A 15229-nucleotide genomic window follows, 5' to 3' on the forward strand; every position below is an offset into this window, starting at 1 on the left:
ACAACGGGGCGGCCCACCGCCCCGGTTCCCTGCAATACGAGAAGGAGCGTTGCCATGTCGACGCACACGCTACACAACATCGGTCGCCGCCTGGCGCCCTGGGCGCTACCCGTGGTTTTGCTGGCCATCTGGCAGGGCGCGGTGGTAGCCGGCTGGCTGTCCACACGCATCCTGCCGGCGCCCAGCGCGGTGATCGAAGCCGGCTGGGCATTGCTGGAAAGCGGAGAGATCTGGACCCACTTGGCCATCAGCGGCCAGCGCGCGGCCATCGGCTTCGCCATCGGTGGCGGCCTGGGCCTGCTGCTCGGCTTCATCACCGGCCTGTCCAACTGGGGCGAGCGCTTCCTCGACAGCTCTGTGCAGATGATCCGCAACGTGCCGCACCTGGCGCTGATCCCGCTGGTGATCCTGTGGTTCGGCATCGACGAGGCGGCGAAGATCTTCCTGGTCGCCCTCGGCACCCTGTTCCCGATCTACCTGAACACCTACCACGGCATCCGCAACGTCGACCCGGCCCTGGTGGAGATGGCGCGCAGCTACGGCCTGTCCGGCTTCGCCCTGTTCCGTCAGGTGATCCTGCCCGGCGCGCTGCCGTCGATCCTGGTCGGCGTGCGCTTCGCCCTCGGCTTCATGTGGCTCACGTTGATCGTGGCCGAGACGATTTCCGCCAGCAGCGGCATCGGCTACCTGGCGATGAACGCCCGCGAGTTCCTGCAGACCGATGTGGTGGTGTTGGCGATCATGCTGTACGCGGTACTCGGCAAGCTGGCCGACGTCGCCGCGCGCCTGCTCGAACGCCTGTGGCTGCGCTGGCACCCGGCCTACCAGGCCAAGGCAGGTGCGCAATGACCGCCCTGCACAGCATTCACCGCGGCGTCCCGTTGAGCATCAAGGGCATCCGCAAGGCCTTCGGCGAGCGCGAGGTGCTCAAGGGCATCGACCTGCATATCCCGGCCGGCCAATTCGTCGCCGTGGTCGGCCGCAGCGGTTGCGGCAAGAGCACCCTGTTGCGCCTGCTGGCCGGCCTCGATGCGCCCAGTAGCGGCGCGCTGCTGGCCGGCAAAGGTTCGCTGGCAGCGGTGCGCGACGACACCCGGCTGATGTTCCAGGACTCGCGTCTGCTGCCGTGGAAGCGGGTGATCGACAACGTCGGCCTCGGCCTGTCCGGCGACTGGAAGCCCAGGGCTCGCGAGGCGCTGGCCGCCGTCGGCCTGGCCGAGCGCGCCCAGGAGTGGCCGGCGGCCCTGTCAGGCGGACAGAAGCAGCGCGTGGCCCTGGCCCGCGCGTTGATCCACCAGCCGCGCCTGCTGCTGCTGGACGAACCGCTGGGCGCCCTGGACGCGCTGACCCGCATCGAGATGCAGCAGCTGATCGAGCGTCTGTGGCAGCAGTATGGCTTTACCGTGTTGTTGGTGACCCACGACGTGGCCGAGGCCGTGGCCATCGCCGACCGGGTGATCCTGATCGAGGACGGCGAGATCGGCCTCGACCTCGCCGTCGACCTGCCCCGCCCGCGTCAGCGCGGCTCGGCGCGCCTGGCCGCGCTGGAGGCCGAAGTGCTCAACCGGGTGCTGGCGCTGCCCGAGCTGCCGCCGCAACCCGAACCCCTGTCCCCTCTGCCCACGCAACTGCGCTGGGCGCTGTAAACCTGACCGTTAAACGACCAAGGAGCAACACCATGACCATCAAAGCCATCAACGTGCGCAACCAGTTCAAGGGCAACATCAAGGAGATCGTGATCGGCGACGTGCTGTCGGAAATCGACGTGCAGACCGCCGCCGGTATCGTCACCTCGGTGATCACCACCCGCTCGGTGCGCGAGCTGGACCTGCAGGTGGGCAGCGAAGTGATCGCCTTCGTTAAATCCACCGAAGTGTCGATCGCCAAGCTTTAAGTGGGCAGGGACGGACCCGCGCGCTCCGGGCAGGCGTCTGTCAGCTGCTTGCCTGGGCCGTCGCCAGCAACAGCTCCGCCGGTTGCGGGCGGCCGAACCAGTAGCCCTGGCCGAACAGGCAGCCGATCTCGCGCAGATAGGTGGCCTGCTCCTCGGTCTCGATGCCTTCGGCCAGCACGCGCAGGCCCAGGCTCTGGCCGAGGGTGATCACCGCGTGGGCGATCGCCGCGTCCTTGCTGTCCCGTGGCAGGCCGCGGACGAAGCTCTGGTCGAGCTTGAGCTTGTGCACCGGCAGGCTCTTCAGGCGCGCCATCGAGGAGTAGCCGGTACCAAAGTCGTCGATGGCCAGGCGCACGCCCAGGTGATGTAGCTGGGTGAGCAGCTCTTCGGCCCGCTGCGGATCGTCCATTACCGCGCTCTCGGTCACTTCCAGTTCAAGTTGCGCCGGGTTCAGTCCGGTTTCGTGCAGTACCCGCTCCACGCGCAGGTCCAGCTCGCCGCGGCTGAACAGGCGGCTGGAGACGTTCACTGCGATGAACTCCAGTAGCAGTCCCTGGGCCTGCCAGCGGCGCATCTGATTGCAGGCCTGCTCCAGCACCCAGGCATCGATGGCGCCGATCAGCCCGCTGTCCTCGGCCACCGGAATGAATTCGCCGGGCGGCACCAGGCCGCGCTCGGGATGCTGCCAGCGCACCAGGGCCTCGGCGCCGATCATTCGCCGGTCGTCCAGGCGGTGGATCGGCTGGTAGTGCACGCACAGCTCGCCCTGCTCCAGGGCCTGGCGCAGCTCGGCCTCCAGGCGCACGCGCTGCTGGGCCTGGGCGGTCATGTCCTGGCTGTAGAAGCTGAAGGTCTGGCGGCCGCTGCTCTTGGCGCGGAATAGCGCCGAATCGGCATTGCGCAGCAGCTGCTCGACACTGTCGCCGTCGTCGGGGAACAGGCTGATGCCGATGCTGGCGCCGATGAACAGGGTCTGGCCATCGACCGTGAATGGCTGGCTGAGGCTGTCCAGCAGCTCCAGGGCCAGCTGCGAGGCCTGGTCGGCCTCGGCGCAGTCGCTGCTGAGCAGGCCGAATTCGTCGCCGCCCAGGCGCGCCAGGGTGACGTTGGCCCCGACGGCTTCGCCCAGGCGTTCGCCGATCAGCTTGAGCAACTGGTCGCCGGTGTTGTGGCCGAGGCTCTCGTTGACGATCTTGAAGTGGTCCAGGTCGAGCAGCAGCAGGGCGCCACGGCGCTGCTCGCCGCGCACGCGCTGGATGGCCTGCTCGATGCGCTCGCCGAACAGCAAGCGGTTGGGCAGGGCGGTCAGCGCGTCGTGGTGGGCCAGGTAGTCCAGCTCGTGCTGCGAGTGCTTGATCGCGCTGACGTCGGAGAACACCGCCACGTAATGGCTGAGGTTGCCGTTCTCGTCGCGGATGCTGCGGATGCACTGCCACACGGGGAACACCTCGCCGTCCTTGCGCCGGTTCCACACTTCGCCGCTCCAGGTGCCGCGGCTGTCCAGGGCGTGCCACAGGCTCTGGTAGAAGGCGTCGTCGTGGCGCCCGGACTTGAACATGCTGGGCAGCTTGCCCAACACCTCGTCGGCGCTGTAGCCGGTGATGCGGCTGAAGGCGGGGTTGACGTGGACGATGTGCTGCTCGCGGTCGGTAACCAGCACGCCTTCCTGGGTGCTGTCGAACACGGCGGCGGCCTGGCGCAGGCTGTCCTCGTCGGCGCGGCGCTGGCTGATATCACTGGCGGTGCCGATGAAGCGGCTGGGCTGGCCGGCTTCGTCCAGCAGCATCCGGCCACGGAAGTGCAGCCAGCGGTAGGCGCCGTCACGGTGGCGCAGGCGGAAGCTGCTCTCGTAGTGCGGTATGCGCTCCTCCACCAACGTCTTCAGACGCTTTCCGGCGAGGGCGCGGTCCTCGGGGTGCAGGCGCGATAGCCAGGACTCGCCGGTGGCACCGAACTCCTCGGGTGTGTAACCAAGCATGTCGCAATAGCGAGGCGAGTAGTACACCTGGCCGCTCTTCATGTCCCAGTCCCACAGACCCTCCTGGGCCGAGTCCAGGGCCAGGGCCAGACGCCCCTCGCTGTGCTTCAACGCGCTGCGTATGCGCCGCTGTTCCAGTCGGTGCTGGCTCAGCGCGCAGTACAGGACGAAACCGGTGACCAGCACGAAGGCAAAGCCCTTGAGCGTCTGATAGTTGGCCAGCGCCTCGCGGTCGAGACCCAGCCACAGCAGCAAGGCGTCGCTGCAGAGAATCCACAGGACGGCGACGATCAGATAGACGAGGGCGAGCTGCAGAGGGCTGCGCTGGAATTTCATCAGTGGGGCTGGCCATGGCGGATGTGAGCTGCCGCACATTATAGATAAGGGACCATCCAGTGCATTCTCGTCTAAGGGTGCACTGGCTTTATCTCGCGGCTTGGGGATAATGCCGGGGAGGCTGGGTTTACAGTCGTTCTCTCCCCCGCGAGGCAACACCCTTCATGTGGTACAACGGTTTTCTCGACCTGTCGCCGTGGCAACTGGTGGCAGTCACCCTGGTAATGACCCATATCACCATCGTCAGCGTCACCGTCTATCTGCACCGTTACTCGGCGCACCGCGCTCTGGAGCTGCACCCGGCGCTCAAGCACTTCTTCCGCTTCTGGTTGTGGATCAGCACCGGCCAGAACACCCGCGAGTGGACTGCCATCCACCGCAAGCACCACGCCAAATGCGAGACCGTCGACGACCCGCACAGTCCGGTGATCAAGGGCCTGGGTACCGTGCTGCGCAAAGGCGCCGAGCTGTACCAGGAAGAGGCGAAGAACGAGGAGACCCTGCGCATCTACGGCAAGAACTGCCCCGATGACTGGCTCGAGCGCAACGTCTACAGCCGCTTCCCGATGGGCGGCATCATCTTCATGGCAGTCGTCGACCTGGCCCTGTTCGGCGTGCTCGGCATGACCGTGTGGGCGGTGCAGATGATGTGGATTCCGGTGTGGGCGGCGGGCGTGATCAACGGCCTCGGCCATGCCGTCGGCTACCGCAACTTCGAGTGCCGCGACGCCGCCACCAACCTGGTGCCCTGGGGCATCCTGATCGGCGGCGAGGAGCTGCACAACAACCACCACACCTACCCCAACAGCGCCAAGCTGTCGGTGAAGAAGTGGGAGTTCGACATGGGTTGGGCCTGGATCCAGCTGTTCAGCTTCCTGCGCCTGGCCAAGGTGCAGCGCGTGGCGCCCATCGCCCACCGCGTCGAGGGTAAGCGCAGCCTGGACATGGACACCGCCATGGCCATTCTCAACAACCGTTTCCAGATCATGGCGCAGTACCGCAAGCTGGTGATCAAGCCGCTGGTCAAGCAGGAGCTGGCCAAGGCCGACGAATCGGTCCGCCACCTGTTCCGCCGCGCCAAGCGCCTGCTGTCGCGCGAGACCAGCCTGCTCGACGAAAGCCACCAGCAGCGCATCGCCGCGATGCTGGAGCAGAGCCAGGCGCTCAAGGTGATCTACGAGAAACGCATCGCCCTGCAGCAGATCTGGGTCAAGACCAGCAGCAACGGCCACGACATGCTCGAAGCGATCAAGCAGTGGGTGCACGAGGCCGAGGCCAGCGGCATCCAGTCCCTGCGCGACTTCGCCGAGCAGCTGAAGACCTACTCGCTGCGCCCGACCGCTGCCTGAGTAGCAGTCACCTGAAAAAAGCCCGCCGCTCGGCGGGCTTTTTCTTGGGCACAAAAAAGTTTGAACCGCCGGACCTGCTGGCCACGACTGAGGGGTGTCATTCACCCGGCAGGAGAGCCCGGTCATGCAACGCAACCTCAACCCCCTGTTCCTCGGCCTGCTGTTGGCCTGCAGCGGCGCCGCCAGCGCCGAAGACACCTACGCCCCCGACAACGTCACGCCGAGCACCATGCTGTCCGGCATCAAGCGGATCGAGGTCAAGCAGACCGGGCCGGTACCGGTGATCCGTGTGCAGTCCGACGGCACCAGCTACACGGCGGTCAAGCCGGGACAGCAGGTCGTCTGGCAAGCCAGCAGCCAGGTCGAGTGCCGTGGCGTGCGCAAGATCGATCGGCTGATCTGGTGGATCAACGACAACAGCCAGGTCGGCCCGCGCAGCTACCACATCCATCACCAGCGCCTGCTGCAGAAGGACTGGATCACCAGCAAGTCCAAGCACAACTCGCACAGCACCAGCGGCAGCATCAACGTGCCGGTGAGTGCCAAGCTGGCCAACGCGGCCAAGCAGGCCTGCAACAGCTACCTCAAGGCCGAGCAGGCCAAGGGCCGTGACCTCAAGCAGATCCTGGCCGAGGACAAGCGCCTGCCGGCGACCGACAAGCCGCTGCTGGCCGGCGTGGTCTACCTGCAGTGCAATGGCCTGGACGACAAGGAAGCGCACGCCTGGCAGCACGTGAAGATCGAGACGATCTGCGAGGGCTATGACTTCCCGAATGTTGCCCCGAAACCCCAGGGGCTCGATCTGGCCGCCGCCTTCGCCCTGGAGCAGCCCAAGATCAAGGTCGAGCCTACGCCCTACAGCGGCACCTGCCCGGTGACCCTCAAGGTGGAAGGCACGCTCAAGGCCAACAAGGGCCAGCAGCAGGTGCAGTACCGCTGGGCGCACAACGGCGGCCTGGGTCCGGTGTACACCACTACCCTCAACACCAGCGGCTGGCGCAGCGTCGCCATGCAGCTGAAAGACATCGGCAAGCAGGCCGGCCCCAACGCCAAGCTGGCCCTGCCGAACCAGACCAAGGGGCAGCCCGGTCTGCAGCTCAAGGGCCACGCCGCCAATGTGCACAGCGGCCAGGTGGAGCTGAAGGTGCTGGCGATGGGCGAGAGCAACTGGAGCAAGGCCAAGAGCGCCGCCGCCGCTTACCAGGTGACCTGCAAGGAGGCGCCCAAGCCTGCTCCGGATACTTTCACCGCGCCACAGCCCAAGCCGGCGCAGATCGACCTGTCCTACGCACCGGCGCTGACCATCGGCAATGCCGGCGGGCAGTGGGGCGGCAGCCTCAAGGTGGACGCCAGCCAGACCGGGCGGCAACGCGAGGGGCGCTGCGAGCTGCGCCTGGTCTACGATGTGAAGAATCTGGGCCAAGCCGCGGCGGGCGCCTTCGTCAGCCGCTTGCGCGAGGACCAGGAGCTGCTGCATAACGCCTCCTTGCCCGGCCTGGCCGGAGGGGCGCAGCACAAGGTGTCCGGCCTGATCTACCTGGGTAACGGCACGCACCTGCTGGGCCTGTCGGTCGATGACCAGCAGCAGGTTGGGGAAAGCAACGAGAGCAATAACAAAGCACGGGTCACGGTGGAAGTACGCAACTGTGGCCAAACCCAACCCGGCCGGGCGCCGCTGCGCGCTCCGGTCCTGCCCCAGTGAGTCGCTCCGGCCGCCTGTTGCGTGCGGGCGGCCGGGGTGAATGTCAGGAACAGGCCATGAACATCCTGAAGCCTATTCGTAGCTGCTGCGTCCTGCTGCTCGCGGGCCTGATCGGCCCGGTGGCAGCCGAGGAGCTGCTGAGCGCCGAGCCCGGCCAGACCCAGCTGAGTTTCAGCGTGCAGGGGCTGGAGATACTCGCCGAAGGCGATCAGTTGGCCGTCGAACTGGACGGCTACGACGTGACCGCGTTGATCAGCCGCAGCGAGAGCGAGTTCATCCTCGATATGCCTAGCCCGTTGGCGAGCGGCAAGCACCCGCTGCTGGTGATGGTGTTCCACGCCGACGGCAACGTCGCCACGCTGCTGGAGGCCGAAGTCCAGGTCAGCGGCAGCACCGATGCAGAGGTAGCGCTGGAAGGCGCTGCGGACGAGCCGGTAGCGAGCGATGCCGCTGCCGCCGACTCGGCTCTGGTGGATAGCGATTTCGTCGGCCCGCTGCCGGCGAGTGCCGAGGAGCTGGCCCAGGCGCCGGCTCCGGCGGCGCATCGCTACACCCTGTACGGCCTGCTCAGCAACAGCTACCGGGTCGACGAGAAGGATGCCGCCAGCTACACGGGGACCCCGCGCTACGCCAGTAACGGTGGCGTCAGCTATCGCGGCGAGGGCGCCGCCGGCGACTGGCAGTGGCAGGCCGAGGTGGACGCGCTGTACGACAACCTCAGCGACAACAACCCCAGCGGCCACGATTGGGAACTGCCCAACTACCGCCTGGCCGCTTCCCGTGGCAGCGGCCTGCGCCGCCAGGGCCTGGCCCTGGGCAACTACGGGGTGCTGCGCGAGGACCTGCTGTTCAGCGCCTACCAGCGCCGCGGCGCCGTGGTGACCCTGGGTGATGCGCTGGAGGGACCGCTGCAGCTGGACGTGTTCGGTCTGCAGAGCGAACCGCTGACCGACTACAACCGGCACCTGGGCTACCCCAGCAGCGGCAGCGAGCGCAGCAGCGGTGGCCTGCTGACCTTCACACCGCTGCAGGACGACCCGCAGCTGTTGCAGCTGAGCGCCGCCTATATCAGCGGCGAGACCACCGACAGCGGCACCGCCTGGTTGGCCACCGACCAGCAGACCCGCTACGGCGGCGACAGCTGGAACCTGGCGGCGGACTCGCGCTTCGGCGAGAACAGCCTTTGGCTGCACGCCGACTACGCCTGGTCGAGCTTCGACAGCGACGGCCTGGGGCGCGGCGAGGATGCCAGCAGCGATGGCTCCCACGACCTGCAGGCGCAGTTCAGCTCCGGCCAGTGGTTCCCCTCCGGCCCCTTCGATCAGTGGAACCTGACCCTGCAGCGGCGCGAGGTGGGCTTGGACTTCTTCACCCTGGGCAACCTCTCGCTGCCCGGCGACCTGCGCATGGATCGCCTCAACTGGCAGGGCTACCTGGGCAACCTGCAGATGGACGCCGAGCTGGCGCGCGAGACCAACAACCTCGACGACCAGGACGAGGTGGCCGACCAGATCGCCGAGCGACGCGTGCTCAACCTCTACTACTACCCGACGGTGGATGGCGAGGCGCTGCCCTGGCGTCTGCTCGGCATGCCCTCGCTGAACGCCGGCTTCAACGACACCCGCCGCCGGCAGGACGACGAGGACGCCCGGCGGGTCGGCTTCGATCTGGACGACCGCACGCGCGAAAGCCTGTTTGGCGTGAGCTTCTATCACGCGCGCTGGAACTGGTCGGTGCAGCATACCCTGCAGAGCACCGACGACTATTCCCGCGAAGTGGAGCAGAACGGCTACCTGATCTACGAGCCACCGTCGGATCAGCGCAACCGCTTCACTACCCTGCAGATCGGCTACATGCCGCTGGATTCGCTGAGCCTTTCCACCAGCTGGCAATGGAACAAGCTGCAGGAAACCGACGACGACAACGTCTACCGCGGCATCAGTCGTGGCCTGGATGTGGCGTGGCAGATAGTGCCTGAGCGCTGGCGGCTGAACGCCTCCTACTACCGCGGCCGCGACACCAGCCACCTCGGCGATGGCGATTTCCTCGGCGACAGCGTGTTGCAGCAGAGCGCCAATCTGCAGCTGACCTGGACCGTGGCGCAGCCGCAAGGAATGCGCCCGGGCCTCGATTGGTTCCTCAAGAGCAGTTACGCGCAGCAGGACAGCAAGCTTTACGACCAGGCGCTGGAGGACTGGCAGCTGCTGCTGGGCTTCGACCTGCGCTGGGATACCCACAATTACTGACAGGCAGCCCCGCGCAAAGGCGTGGGCGGAAGGTGAACCATGAACGCTTCATACAAGCTCATCCTGCGCGCCCTGCTGGTACTGCTGCCGGCGCTGCCCATGGCCGCCGAGGCGGTGTTGCTGAATGCCAGCGCGCAGCCGGCCCAGCGCCAGTTGCTGGCGACCCAGGACAACAACTGGGCGGTGAACTGGCGTGTCACCAGCGACTCGTCCCATAGCGGTGGCGCGGTGTCGACCCAGGCGCGGATCGTCAATCCATCCGGCGGCGCTACCCTGGCCACGGTCGGCGGCACCCTCAGCCAGGGCGGCAGCGGCCCCTTCATGTTCGGCGAATTCATCGCCCTACCCCAGGCCACCGTGCAGGCCTGGCAGGCCAGCGGCTTGCGCCGGGTGCTGCTGGTGCGCGACTTCGCCGACCTGTCCGGTGGCGGCGTGGTGCGCGGCCAGCAGGTGCTGACCATCCCGGTGGCGGGCTCCCTGCGTGCGGTGAAGATCCAGCCGGCGCAGCGCCAGCTGCTGGCCAGCCAGAACAACCCGTTGTCGCTGGCCTGGCAGGTGGTAGCCAGCGACGGCTATAGCGGCGGCGTGACCTCGGTGCAGGCACAGGTAATCGACCCGTCCAGCGGCTCGATCCTGACCAGCCTGGGCTCGCGCCTGAGCGCCTCCGGTGGTGGGCCGTTCCTGCTCAACGAGCAGCTGGAGCTGCCGGCCGGCATCGTCCAGGGCTGGTACGAGCGTGGTTTGCGGCGGCTGGTCCTGCAGCGCGAATTCATCGGTGGTGCCTCGCGCCTGCGCGGCCAGATCACCCTCAACCTGGTCAGCAGCGGCCTGCGCGCCCCACGCGAGAATCGCGCCGGCGAGCTGCTGGTGCAGCGCCTGAGCCTGAGTTTCACCGACAACCAGCGGATCAAGGTGGTGCCGCCGGGTGAGGGATTGATGGCCAAGGTGCTGCTGGCCTACAGCGGCAACGGCCTGCTCGAAGGGCGCTGGCAGGTGGCGGAGCCGGGCAGCACCGAAGGCAAGCCGATCTACCGCACCCTGACCCTGGTGCGCAGCTACCTGCGCGACGCGCAGCAGAGCACTATCAACAGCCCGCCGCTGCCCAGCGACAAGGCTGGCAAATACCGGGTGCGCTTCTGCGTGACCAATCGCGAGCTGGTGCCGGCCGATGCTCTGGTGCTGGATGCCGGATGCCCGCTCGACAGCCTGACGGTGGAGACGGTGTACGAGGTGCTCGGCGGCAGCGACCCCGCGCGCCAGCCATTGATCGAGGCCGGTCCCCAGGATGGCGATGTCGGCAGCGCCAGCCAGTTCCAATGGCAGCCGGTGGCCGGGGCGGTGGTCTATCAGCTGCAGCTGTTCACCGCCAATGCCCAGCGCACCGGCGAGAGCGAGGTGCTCGGCGAGTCGCCCAACTTCGTCGCCGGCATGTTGTTGCCCGCCAGCGTGACCCGCAGCGCACTGTCGACCCTGTTACGCAGCAAGCTGCAGCCGGGGAGTTACTATCTGTGGCGGGTCACCGCCCACGACCAGGGCGGTGCCATGATCGGCCGCAGCCAGGAATGGAGGGTGCGTTACCAGCCATGATCGACGACACGGATGTGCAGTTGCTGCAACGCATCGCTGGCGGCGACCAGCGTGCGCTGCGGCAGTTCTACGAGCGCTTCCACGGCGTGGTCTACCACTTCTCCCTGCGCACGGTGAACAACGCGGCGGATGCCGCCGAGGTGCTCAACGAGGTGATGCTGGAGGTCTGGCGCCGCGCGGCGACTTTCGCCGGCCAGTCGCAGGTACGCACCTGGCTGCTCAGCATCACCCGCTACAAGTCGGTGGACCTGCTGCGTCGCAAGCGCCCCAGCGAGATGCTGGACGAGTCCAACCTGGAGGACGAGGCGAGCGAAGAGGCCTGCCCGGCCAGCCTGGCCATCGAGCTGAGCCAGCAGAGCGAACAGGTGCGCCAGTGCCTGGACAGGCTCAAGGACGGCCACCGCCAGGTGGTCTACCTGACCTTCTTCGAGGAGCTCTCCTACCCCGAGATCGCCGCGATCATGGACATCCCCAACGGCACGGTGAAGACCCGCATGCTGCATGCCAAGCAGCAATTGCTGCAGTGCCTGCGCCGTTTGCTCGGGAGCGCGTCGGCATGAAAAGACTGAACCGCCAGCCCACCGCGGGGCGACTCAGTGGCACAGACCGCGGAGGTGAAAGATGAACACTGAAATCGACGACGGGGCGCTGCTGCAACTGCTGCCCTGGTACCTGAACGGCACCCTGGAAGGTGAAGAGCTGGCGGCGGTGGAGGCCCTGCTGCTGCGCTCGGCCGAGGCCCGCGAAGAGCTGGAAGTGCTGCGTCGCCTGGCCGCCGCCGTGCGCGAGCAGGATAAGGTGCAGTCCGCCGGACAGACGCCGCCCTTCGAGCTGGGCTGGGCTCGCCTGCAGCGCAGCCTGCAGCAGGAGCAGCCGGTGCTGCAGAAGCGTGACTGGTGGCGCCCTGGCCTGGCCGTGGCGGCCGCCCTGGTGGTGGCGCTGCAGGTGGGCATCCTCACGCGTCCGACGCAGACCGATAGCGATTGGCGCATGCTCAGTGGCGGCCAGGAGCAGGTGCTGAGCGGGGGCTACCGGGTGCAGCTGCGCTTCGTCGAGCATGCCCAGTGGCAGCAGATACGCGCCCTGCTGCTTGAGCTGGATGCCGTGCTGGTGGATGGGCCTTCCGCACTCGGCGTGGTGCAGGTGCATGTGCCGGCCAACGAGCGCTTTGCTGATGGCCAGGCCCTGTTGCGCTTGTTGCAGCAGCAGGTCGTGGTCCAGCACGCGGCGCTGCTGGCGCGGGCGCAGCCGTGAAGCGTTGGGCGCTGCTGCTGGCGCTGCTGTTGAGCCTGTCTCAGCAGGCCAGCAGCGATCCGGCCACGGCGCCCACCGTTCCCGGGGCTGCGCCGCCCTCCAGTACTGCGCCACCGGGTAGTGCTCCGCCGCCGCCAGGCAGCTCTGCCTTGCCGCCTGCAGCCCCCCCGCCGGCACCGACCGTGCCGGCGGCAACACCACCTCCATCTCTCCCGCCTGGGCAGGTGGTTCCTGCGCCGCCGCGGCGCAGTGGTGGCAGCCTGCTGGACAGGCCGACCCTGCAGGCGCCTCCGGCGCAATGGCGTGGCGTGGTGCAACCACCGGTGGACGCTCTGCCGGTGCTGCGCGAATGGCTGGTGTTCGGCCGCGACCTGCAACAGGCGGAGCAGCAGCACCAGGCCCTGCAACCCTTCGGCCTGAGCATCCTGCGGCGCCAGCGCCTGCTCAACCTGGGCCTGGTGCTCAGCGTGTTCCGCATTCCCGCCGAGGTCGATCTGCCGACGCTGGAGAGCGAGTTGCGCGGCAAATTTCCCGATTGGCAGCAGGAGCTCAACCTGCGCTATCGCCCGCTGCAGCAGCCGGATGGCGCCGAGCTGCAGCTGCGCAACTGGGGGCAACGGGCCATGGGCCGCGGCCAGCCAGCCGCCGCGGACTGCGGGCGGGGCAAGGTGCTGGCACTGCTCGACGGCCCGGTGAACACCGCCCTGGCGGAATTCAGCGGGGCCGACCTGCACTATCAAAACCTGCCACCCGAGCAGTATGCCGCGACCAGCGCCGAGGCCCGGCGGCATGGCACCGCACTAGCCGCGCTGCTGGTCGGCCGCCAGCAGGTGGCTGGCCTGCTGCCGGGGGCGCGCCTGCATGCCTTCGGCGTATTCGGCGAGGACCGCGCAGCCGGCCTGCATACCCGTAGCGACTGGGTGATCGCGGCGCTGGATCGAGTGGCCGGTGTGCAGCCACCGCCGCAGGTGGTCAACCTGAGCTTCGGTGGTTCGCGCAGCCAGCTGCTCGAGGGATTGTTCGAACGCCTCGGTGAGAACCTGACATTCATCGCCGCCGCCGGCAACGATAGCCAGGCCGGCGTGCGCTACCCGGCGGCCTATCTCGATGTGCTGGCAGTTGGCGCGGTGGATGCGCGCCTGCGCCGCATACGCCAGTCCAACTTCGGCCGCCACCTGGCGCTGGTGGCGCCGGGTGAGGACATCTGGACCCTGGACGGCGACGGCCAGGGCTTCTACGCCAGCGGCACCTCCTTCGCCGCGCCCTTTGTCACCGCCGCTCTGGTGCTGGCACCGTCCACCGAGGCTCTGCTGGCCCAGGCCCGCGATCTCGGGGAGCCTGGCCGCGACGAGCAATATGGTTCCGGCCTGCCGCGCCTGGCGGCCTGTCGCTGAGTGTGCTGCGGCCTTGCGGGCAGGTGCCGGCACGCTTTACTCAGAAAGAAAAAAATGCCGCTGAAAATTTTTTGAACCGTTGCCGGGGCTGCCAACGACAGAGGGGCGTAAGGCAACCAATCACGCCCCACCAGGAGCAACCCCATGAAAGCGTCCAACTCCATCTTCACCCTCAACACCCTCGGTCTGGCCCTGCTGCTGGCCACCGGCCAGGCCCTGGCCGTCGATGACAACCCGGCGGCCAAGGCCAGCATCAAGGCCATGCCGGATGCCAGCCAGTCGCATACCCTCAAGGTGCAGCTGGACCAGAAGGGCGAGTGGACGGTGATCCCCAGCACTACCGTGAAGATGCGCTTCCAGTACACCCACCAGTGGTCGCAGCAGCCGAACAAGCCCTGGGCGCGCATCTATGTCGGCGAGGCGAAGATTCCCAAGGGCGGCGAGAACTACTTCGAGAAGTCGCAGATGTTCGACCTGGGCGCCAGCAAGGTGCTGGCCAGCAGCGGCTACCTGAACGCCAACCTGCCGTTCAAGCTACTGGTGGCGGACGGTATCCCGGGAGCAGATATCGCCCTCTACTGCGGCTTCGAGAAGAGCAACCGGTTGAAGCAGGGCAAGGGCCTCAACCAGGTGCTGCGCCAGGGCTTCAACGTCAAGCTCAACGTGCCGCTGAAGATGGCCGGCTTTTACCAGCTGGGCGGTGGCCCGGGTACCTCGCGGCCGGCCAGCAGCCACCAGTACCACCTGTGGGACAAGACCGCGCCGGTGACCATCCAGTGCCTGGGCAACCCGGCCATCGCCGACAAGATGGCTCCGCCGAAGGGCCCGCAGGGTCTGGCGGCCGGCTTCCAGGTCAACAGCGTCGAGCTGGTCGCCCAGCCAGCCAAGCTGAAGGGCGTGTGCCCGGCCGAGATCACCCTCAAGGCCACCATCAAGGGTTCTGGCGGTGGCCAGATCAAGTACTGGCTGGAAGAAGTCGGCGGCAAGGGCGCGGCCGTGCAGATGACCAGCAACCTGCCGGGCAAGGTCGGCGAGGCTACCCAGCGGGTGATCAGCCAGAAGGTCAGCATCAAGCCCGATCCGCAACCGCAGCAGCAGGGCATCGGCGGCTTTAAGGCCAACACTCAGGGCCAGGGCACTCTGGTCAAGCGCAGCTACCGCCTCAACGTCATCGCGCCGAACAAGAAGCAGTCGAGCGTGGTGGCCGTGGAAGTGCTGTGCACCAGCACCCTCAACATCGATATCGGCGAGCAGGGCAAGCAGCTGCAGATGGACACCGTGAAGCCGGAGCCGCATCCGCAACCCAACCCGGGGATGAAACTGCAGGCCCCGCAGCCCCAGCCGAAACCGGAGATGAAGCTGCAAGCGCCGCAGACCCAACCCGAGCCGCCGAAGCCGAGCCTGCAGATCAAGGCCGTCGAGCCCAAGCCTCAACCGCCGAAGCCGCAGATGCAGCTCCAGGCCCAGTGAGGCACAACAAAAAAGCCCG

The 15229-nt window shown here is 67.3% G+C and carries 12 protein-coding genes; 11 read left to right on the top strand and 1 reads right to left on the bottom strand.

All coding sequences use genetic code 11. The features are described 5' to 3' along the window. Positions 1-54: 54 nt before the first annotated feature. Genes ssuC through IB232_RS12860 form a run of 3 tightly spaced genes read left to right on the top strand, consistent with a single transcriptional unit; the run spans position 55 to position 1894 of the window. On the top strand, positions 55-849 hold the full coding sequence (ssuC, locus tag IB232_RS12850; RefSeq protein WP_192399023.1) for an aliphatic sulfonate ABC transporter permease SsuC: 795 nt from the start codon (positions 55-57) through the stop codon (positions 847-849). Continuing rightward, positions 846-1646: an aliphatic sulfonates ABC transporter ATP-binding protein gene (gene ssuB, locus IB232_RS12855; protein ID WP_192399024.1), complete on the top strand. Its 801-nt coding sequence runs from the start codon at positions 846-848 to the stop codon at positions 1644-1646. Before ssuC ends, ssuB begins: the two co-directional genes overlap by 4 nt. 32 nt (positions 1647-1678) lie before the next feature. Further along, positions 1679-1894, top strand: coding sequence for a TOBE domain-containing protein (locus IB232_RS12860; protein WP_043312198.1), 216 nt, complete (start codon positions 1679-1681; stop codon positions 1892-1894). Between the two features lie 40 nt (positions 1895-1934). On the opposite strand, the gene dibA is transcribed toward IB232_RS12860, so the two are convergent. Further along, positions 1935-4208 (bottom strand): phosphodiesterase DibA, encoded by a 2274-nt coding sequence (gene dibA, locus IB232_RS12865; protein WP_192399025.1) that lies wholly within the window; start codon positions 4206-4208, stop codon positions 1935-1937. A 164-nt stretch (positions 4209-4372) separates the two neighbouring features. On the opposite strand from dibA, the gene desA reads away from it, so the two are divergent. From desA to IB232_RS12905, 8 genes are all read left to right on the top strand, one after another. Beyond that, positions 4373-5557 (top strand): delta-9 fatty acid desaturase DesA, encoded by a 1185-nt coding sequence (gene desA / locus IB232_RS12870; RefSeq protein WP_192399026.1) that lies wholly within the window; start codon positions 4373-4375, stop codon positions 5555-5557. A 124-nt stretch (positions 5558-5681) separates the two neighbouring features. After that, entirely contained in the window at positions 5682-7259 is a 1578-nt protein-coding gene (locus tag IB232_RS12875; RefSeq protein WP_192399027.1) for a CARDB domain-containing protein, read from the top strand. A gap of 56 nt (positions 7260-7315) precedes the next feature. Beyond that, positions 7316-9505: a hypothetical protein gene (locus IB232_RS12880; RefSeq protein WP_192399028.1), complete on the top strand. Its 2190-nt coding sequence runs from the start codon at positions 7316-7318 to the stop codon at positions 9503-9505. Positions 9506-9544: 39 nt separating this feature from the next. Beyond that, positions 9545-11092 carry a hypothetical protein gene (locus tag IB232_RS23675; protein WP_192399029.1) on the top strand — a complete coding sequence of 516 codons (1548 nt, stop codon included), beginning with the start codon at positions 9545-9547 and terminating at the stop codon, positions 11090-11092. After that, complete coding sequence (locus IB232_RS12890) at positions 11089-11652, top strand: sigma-70 family RNA polymerase sigma factor (RefSeq protein ID WP_192399030.1); 564 nt, start codon at positions 11089-11091, stop codon at positions 11650-11652. The genes IB232_RS23675 and IB232_RS12890 overlap by 4 nt, the downstream gene beginning before the upstream one ends. Positions 11653-11713: 61 nt before the next feature. Next, on the top strand, positions 11714-12346 hold the full coding sequence (locus IB232_RS12895; protein ID WP_192399031.1) for a hypothetical protein: 633 nt from the start codon (positions 11714-11716) through the stop codon (positions 12344-12346). Between the two features lie 224 nt (positions 12347-12570). Then, the gene (locus IB232_RS12900) at positions 12571-13740 is read left to right on the top strand and encodes a S8 family serine peptidase (protein WP_192399032.1); all 1170 of its coding nucleotides are present in this window, start codon (positions 12571-12573) and stop codon (positions 13738-13740) included. 144 nt (positions 13741-13884) lie between these two features. After that, on the top strand, positions 13885-15210 hold the full coding sequence (locus IB232_RS12905) for a hypothetical protein (RefSeq protein WP_192399033.1): 1326 nt from the start codon (positions 13885-13887) through the stop codon (positions 15208-15210). The last annotated feature ends 19 nt before the right edge of the window (positions 15211-15229 follow it).

The organism is Pseudomonas sp. PDM15 (assembly GCF_014851565.1).
Lineage (GTDB): Bacteria > Pseudomonadota > Gammaproteobacteria > Pseudomonadales > Pseudomonadaceae > Aquipseudomonas.

Coding starts and splice junctions, on each gene's coding strand:
- IB232_RS12895 (WP_192399031.1), top strand. CDS start 11,714: ATGAACACTGAAATCGACGACGGGGCGCTGCTGCAACTGCTGCCCTGG.
- desA (WP_192399026.1), top strand. CDS start 4,373: ATGTGGTACAACGGTTTTCTCGACCTGTCGCCGTGGCAACTGGTGGCA.
- IB232_RS12875 (WP_192399027.1), top strand. CDS start 5,682: ATGCAACGCAACCTCAACCCCCTGTTCCTCGGCCTGCTGTTGGCCTGC.
- ssuC (WP_192399023.1), top strand. CDS start 55: ATGTCGACGCACACGCTACACAACATCGGTCGCCGCCTGGCGCCCTGG.
- dibA (WP_192399025.1), bottom strand. CDS start 4,208: ATGAAATTCCAGCGCAGCCCTCTGCAGCTCGCCCTCGTCTATCTGATC.
- ssuB (WP_192399024.1), top strand. CDS start 846: ATGACCGCCCTGCACAGCATTCACCGCGGCGTCCCGTTGAGCATCAAG.
- IB232_RS12905 (WP_192399033.1), top strand. CDS start 13,885: ATGAAAGCGTCCAACTCCATCTTCACCCTCAACACCCTCGGTCTGGCC.
- IB232_RS12880 (WP_192399028.1), top strand. CDS start 7,316: ATGAACATCCTGAAGCCTATTCGTAGCTGCTGCGTCCTGCTGCTCGCG.
- IB232_RS23675 (WP_192399029.1), top strand. CDS start 9,545: ATGAACGCTTCATACAAGCTCATCCTGCGCGCCCTGCTGGTACTGCTG.
- IB232_RS12890 (WP_192399030.1), top strand. CDS start 11,089: ATGATCGACGACACGGATGTGCAGTTGCTGCAACGCATCGCTGGCGGC.
- IB232_RS12860 (WP_043312198.1), top strand. CDS start 1,679: ATGACCATCAAAGCCATCAACGTGCGCAACCAGTTCAAGGGCAACATC.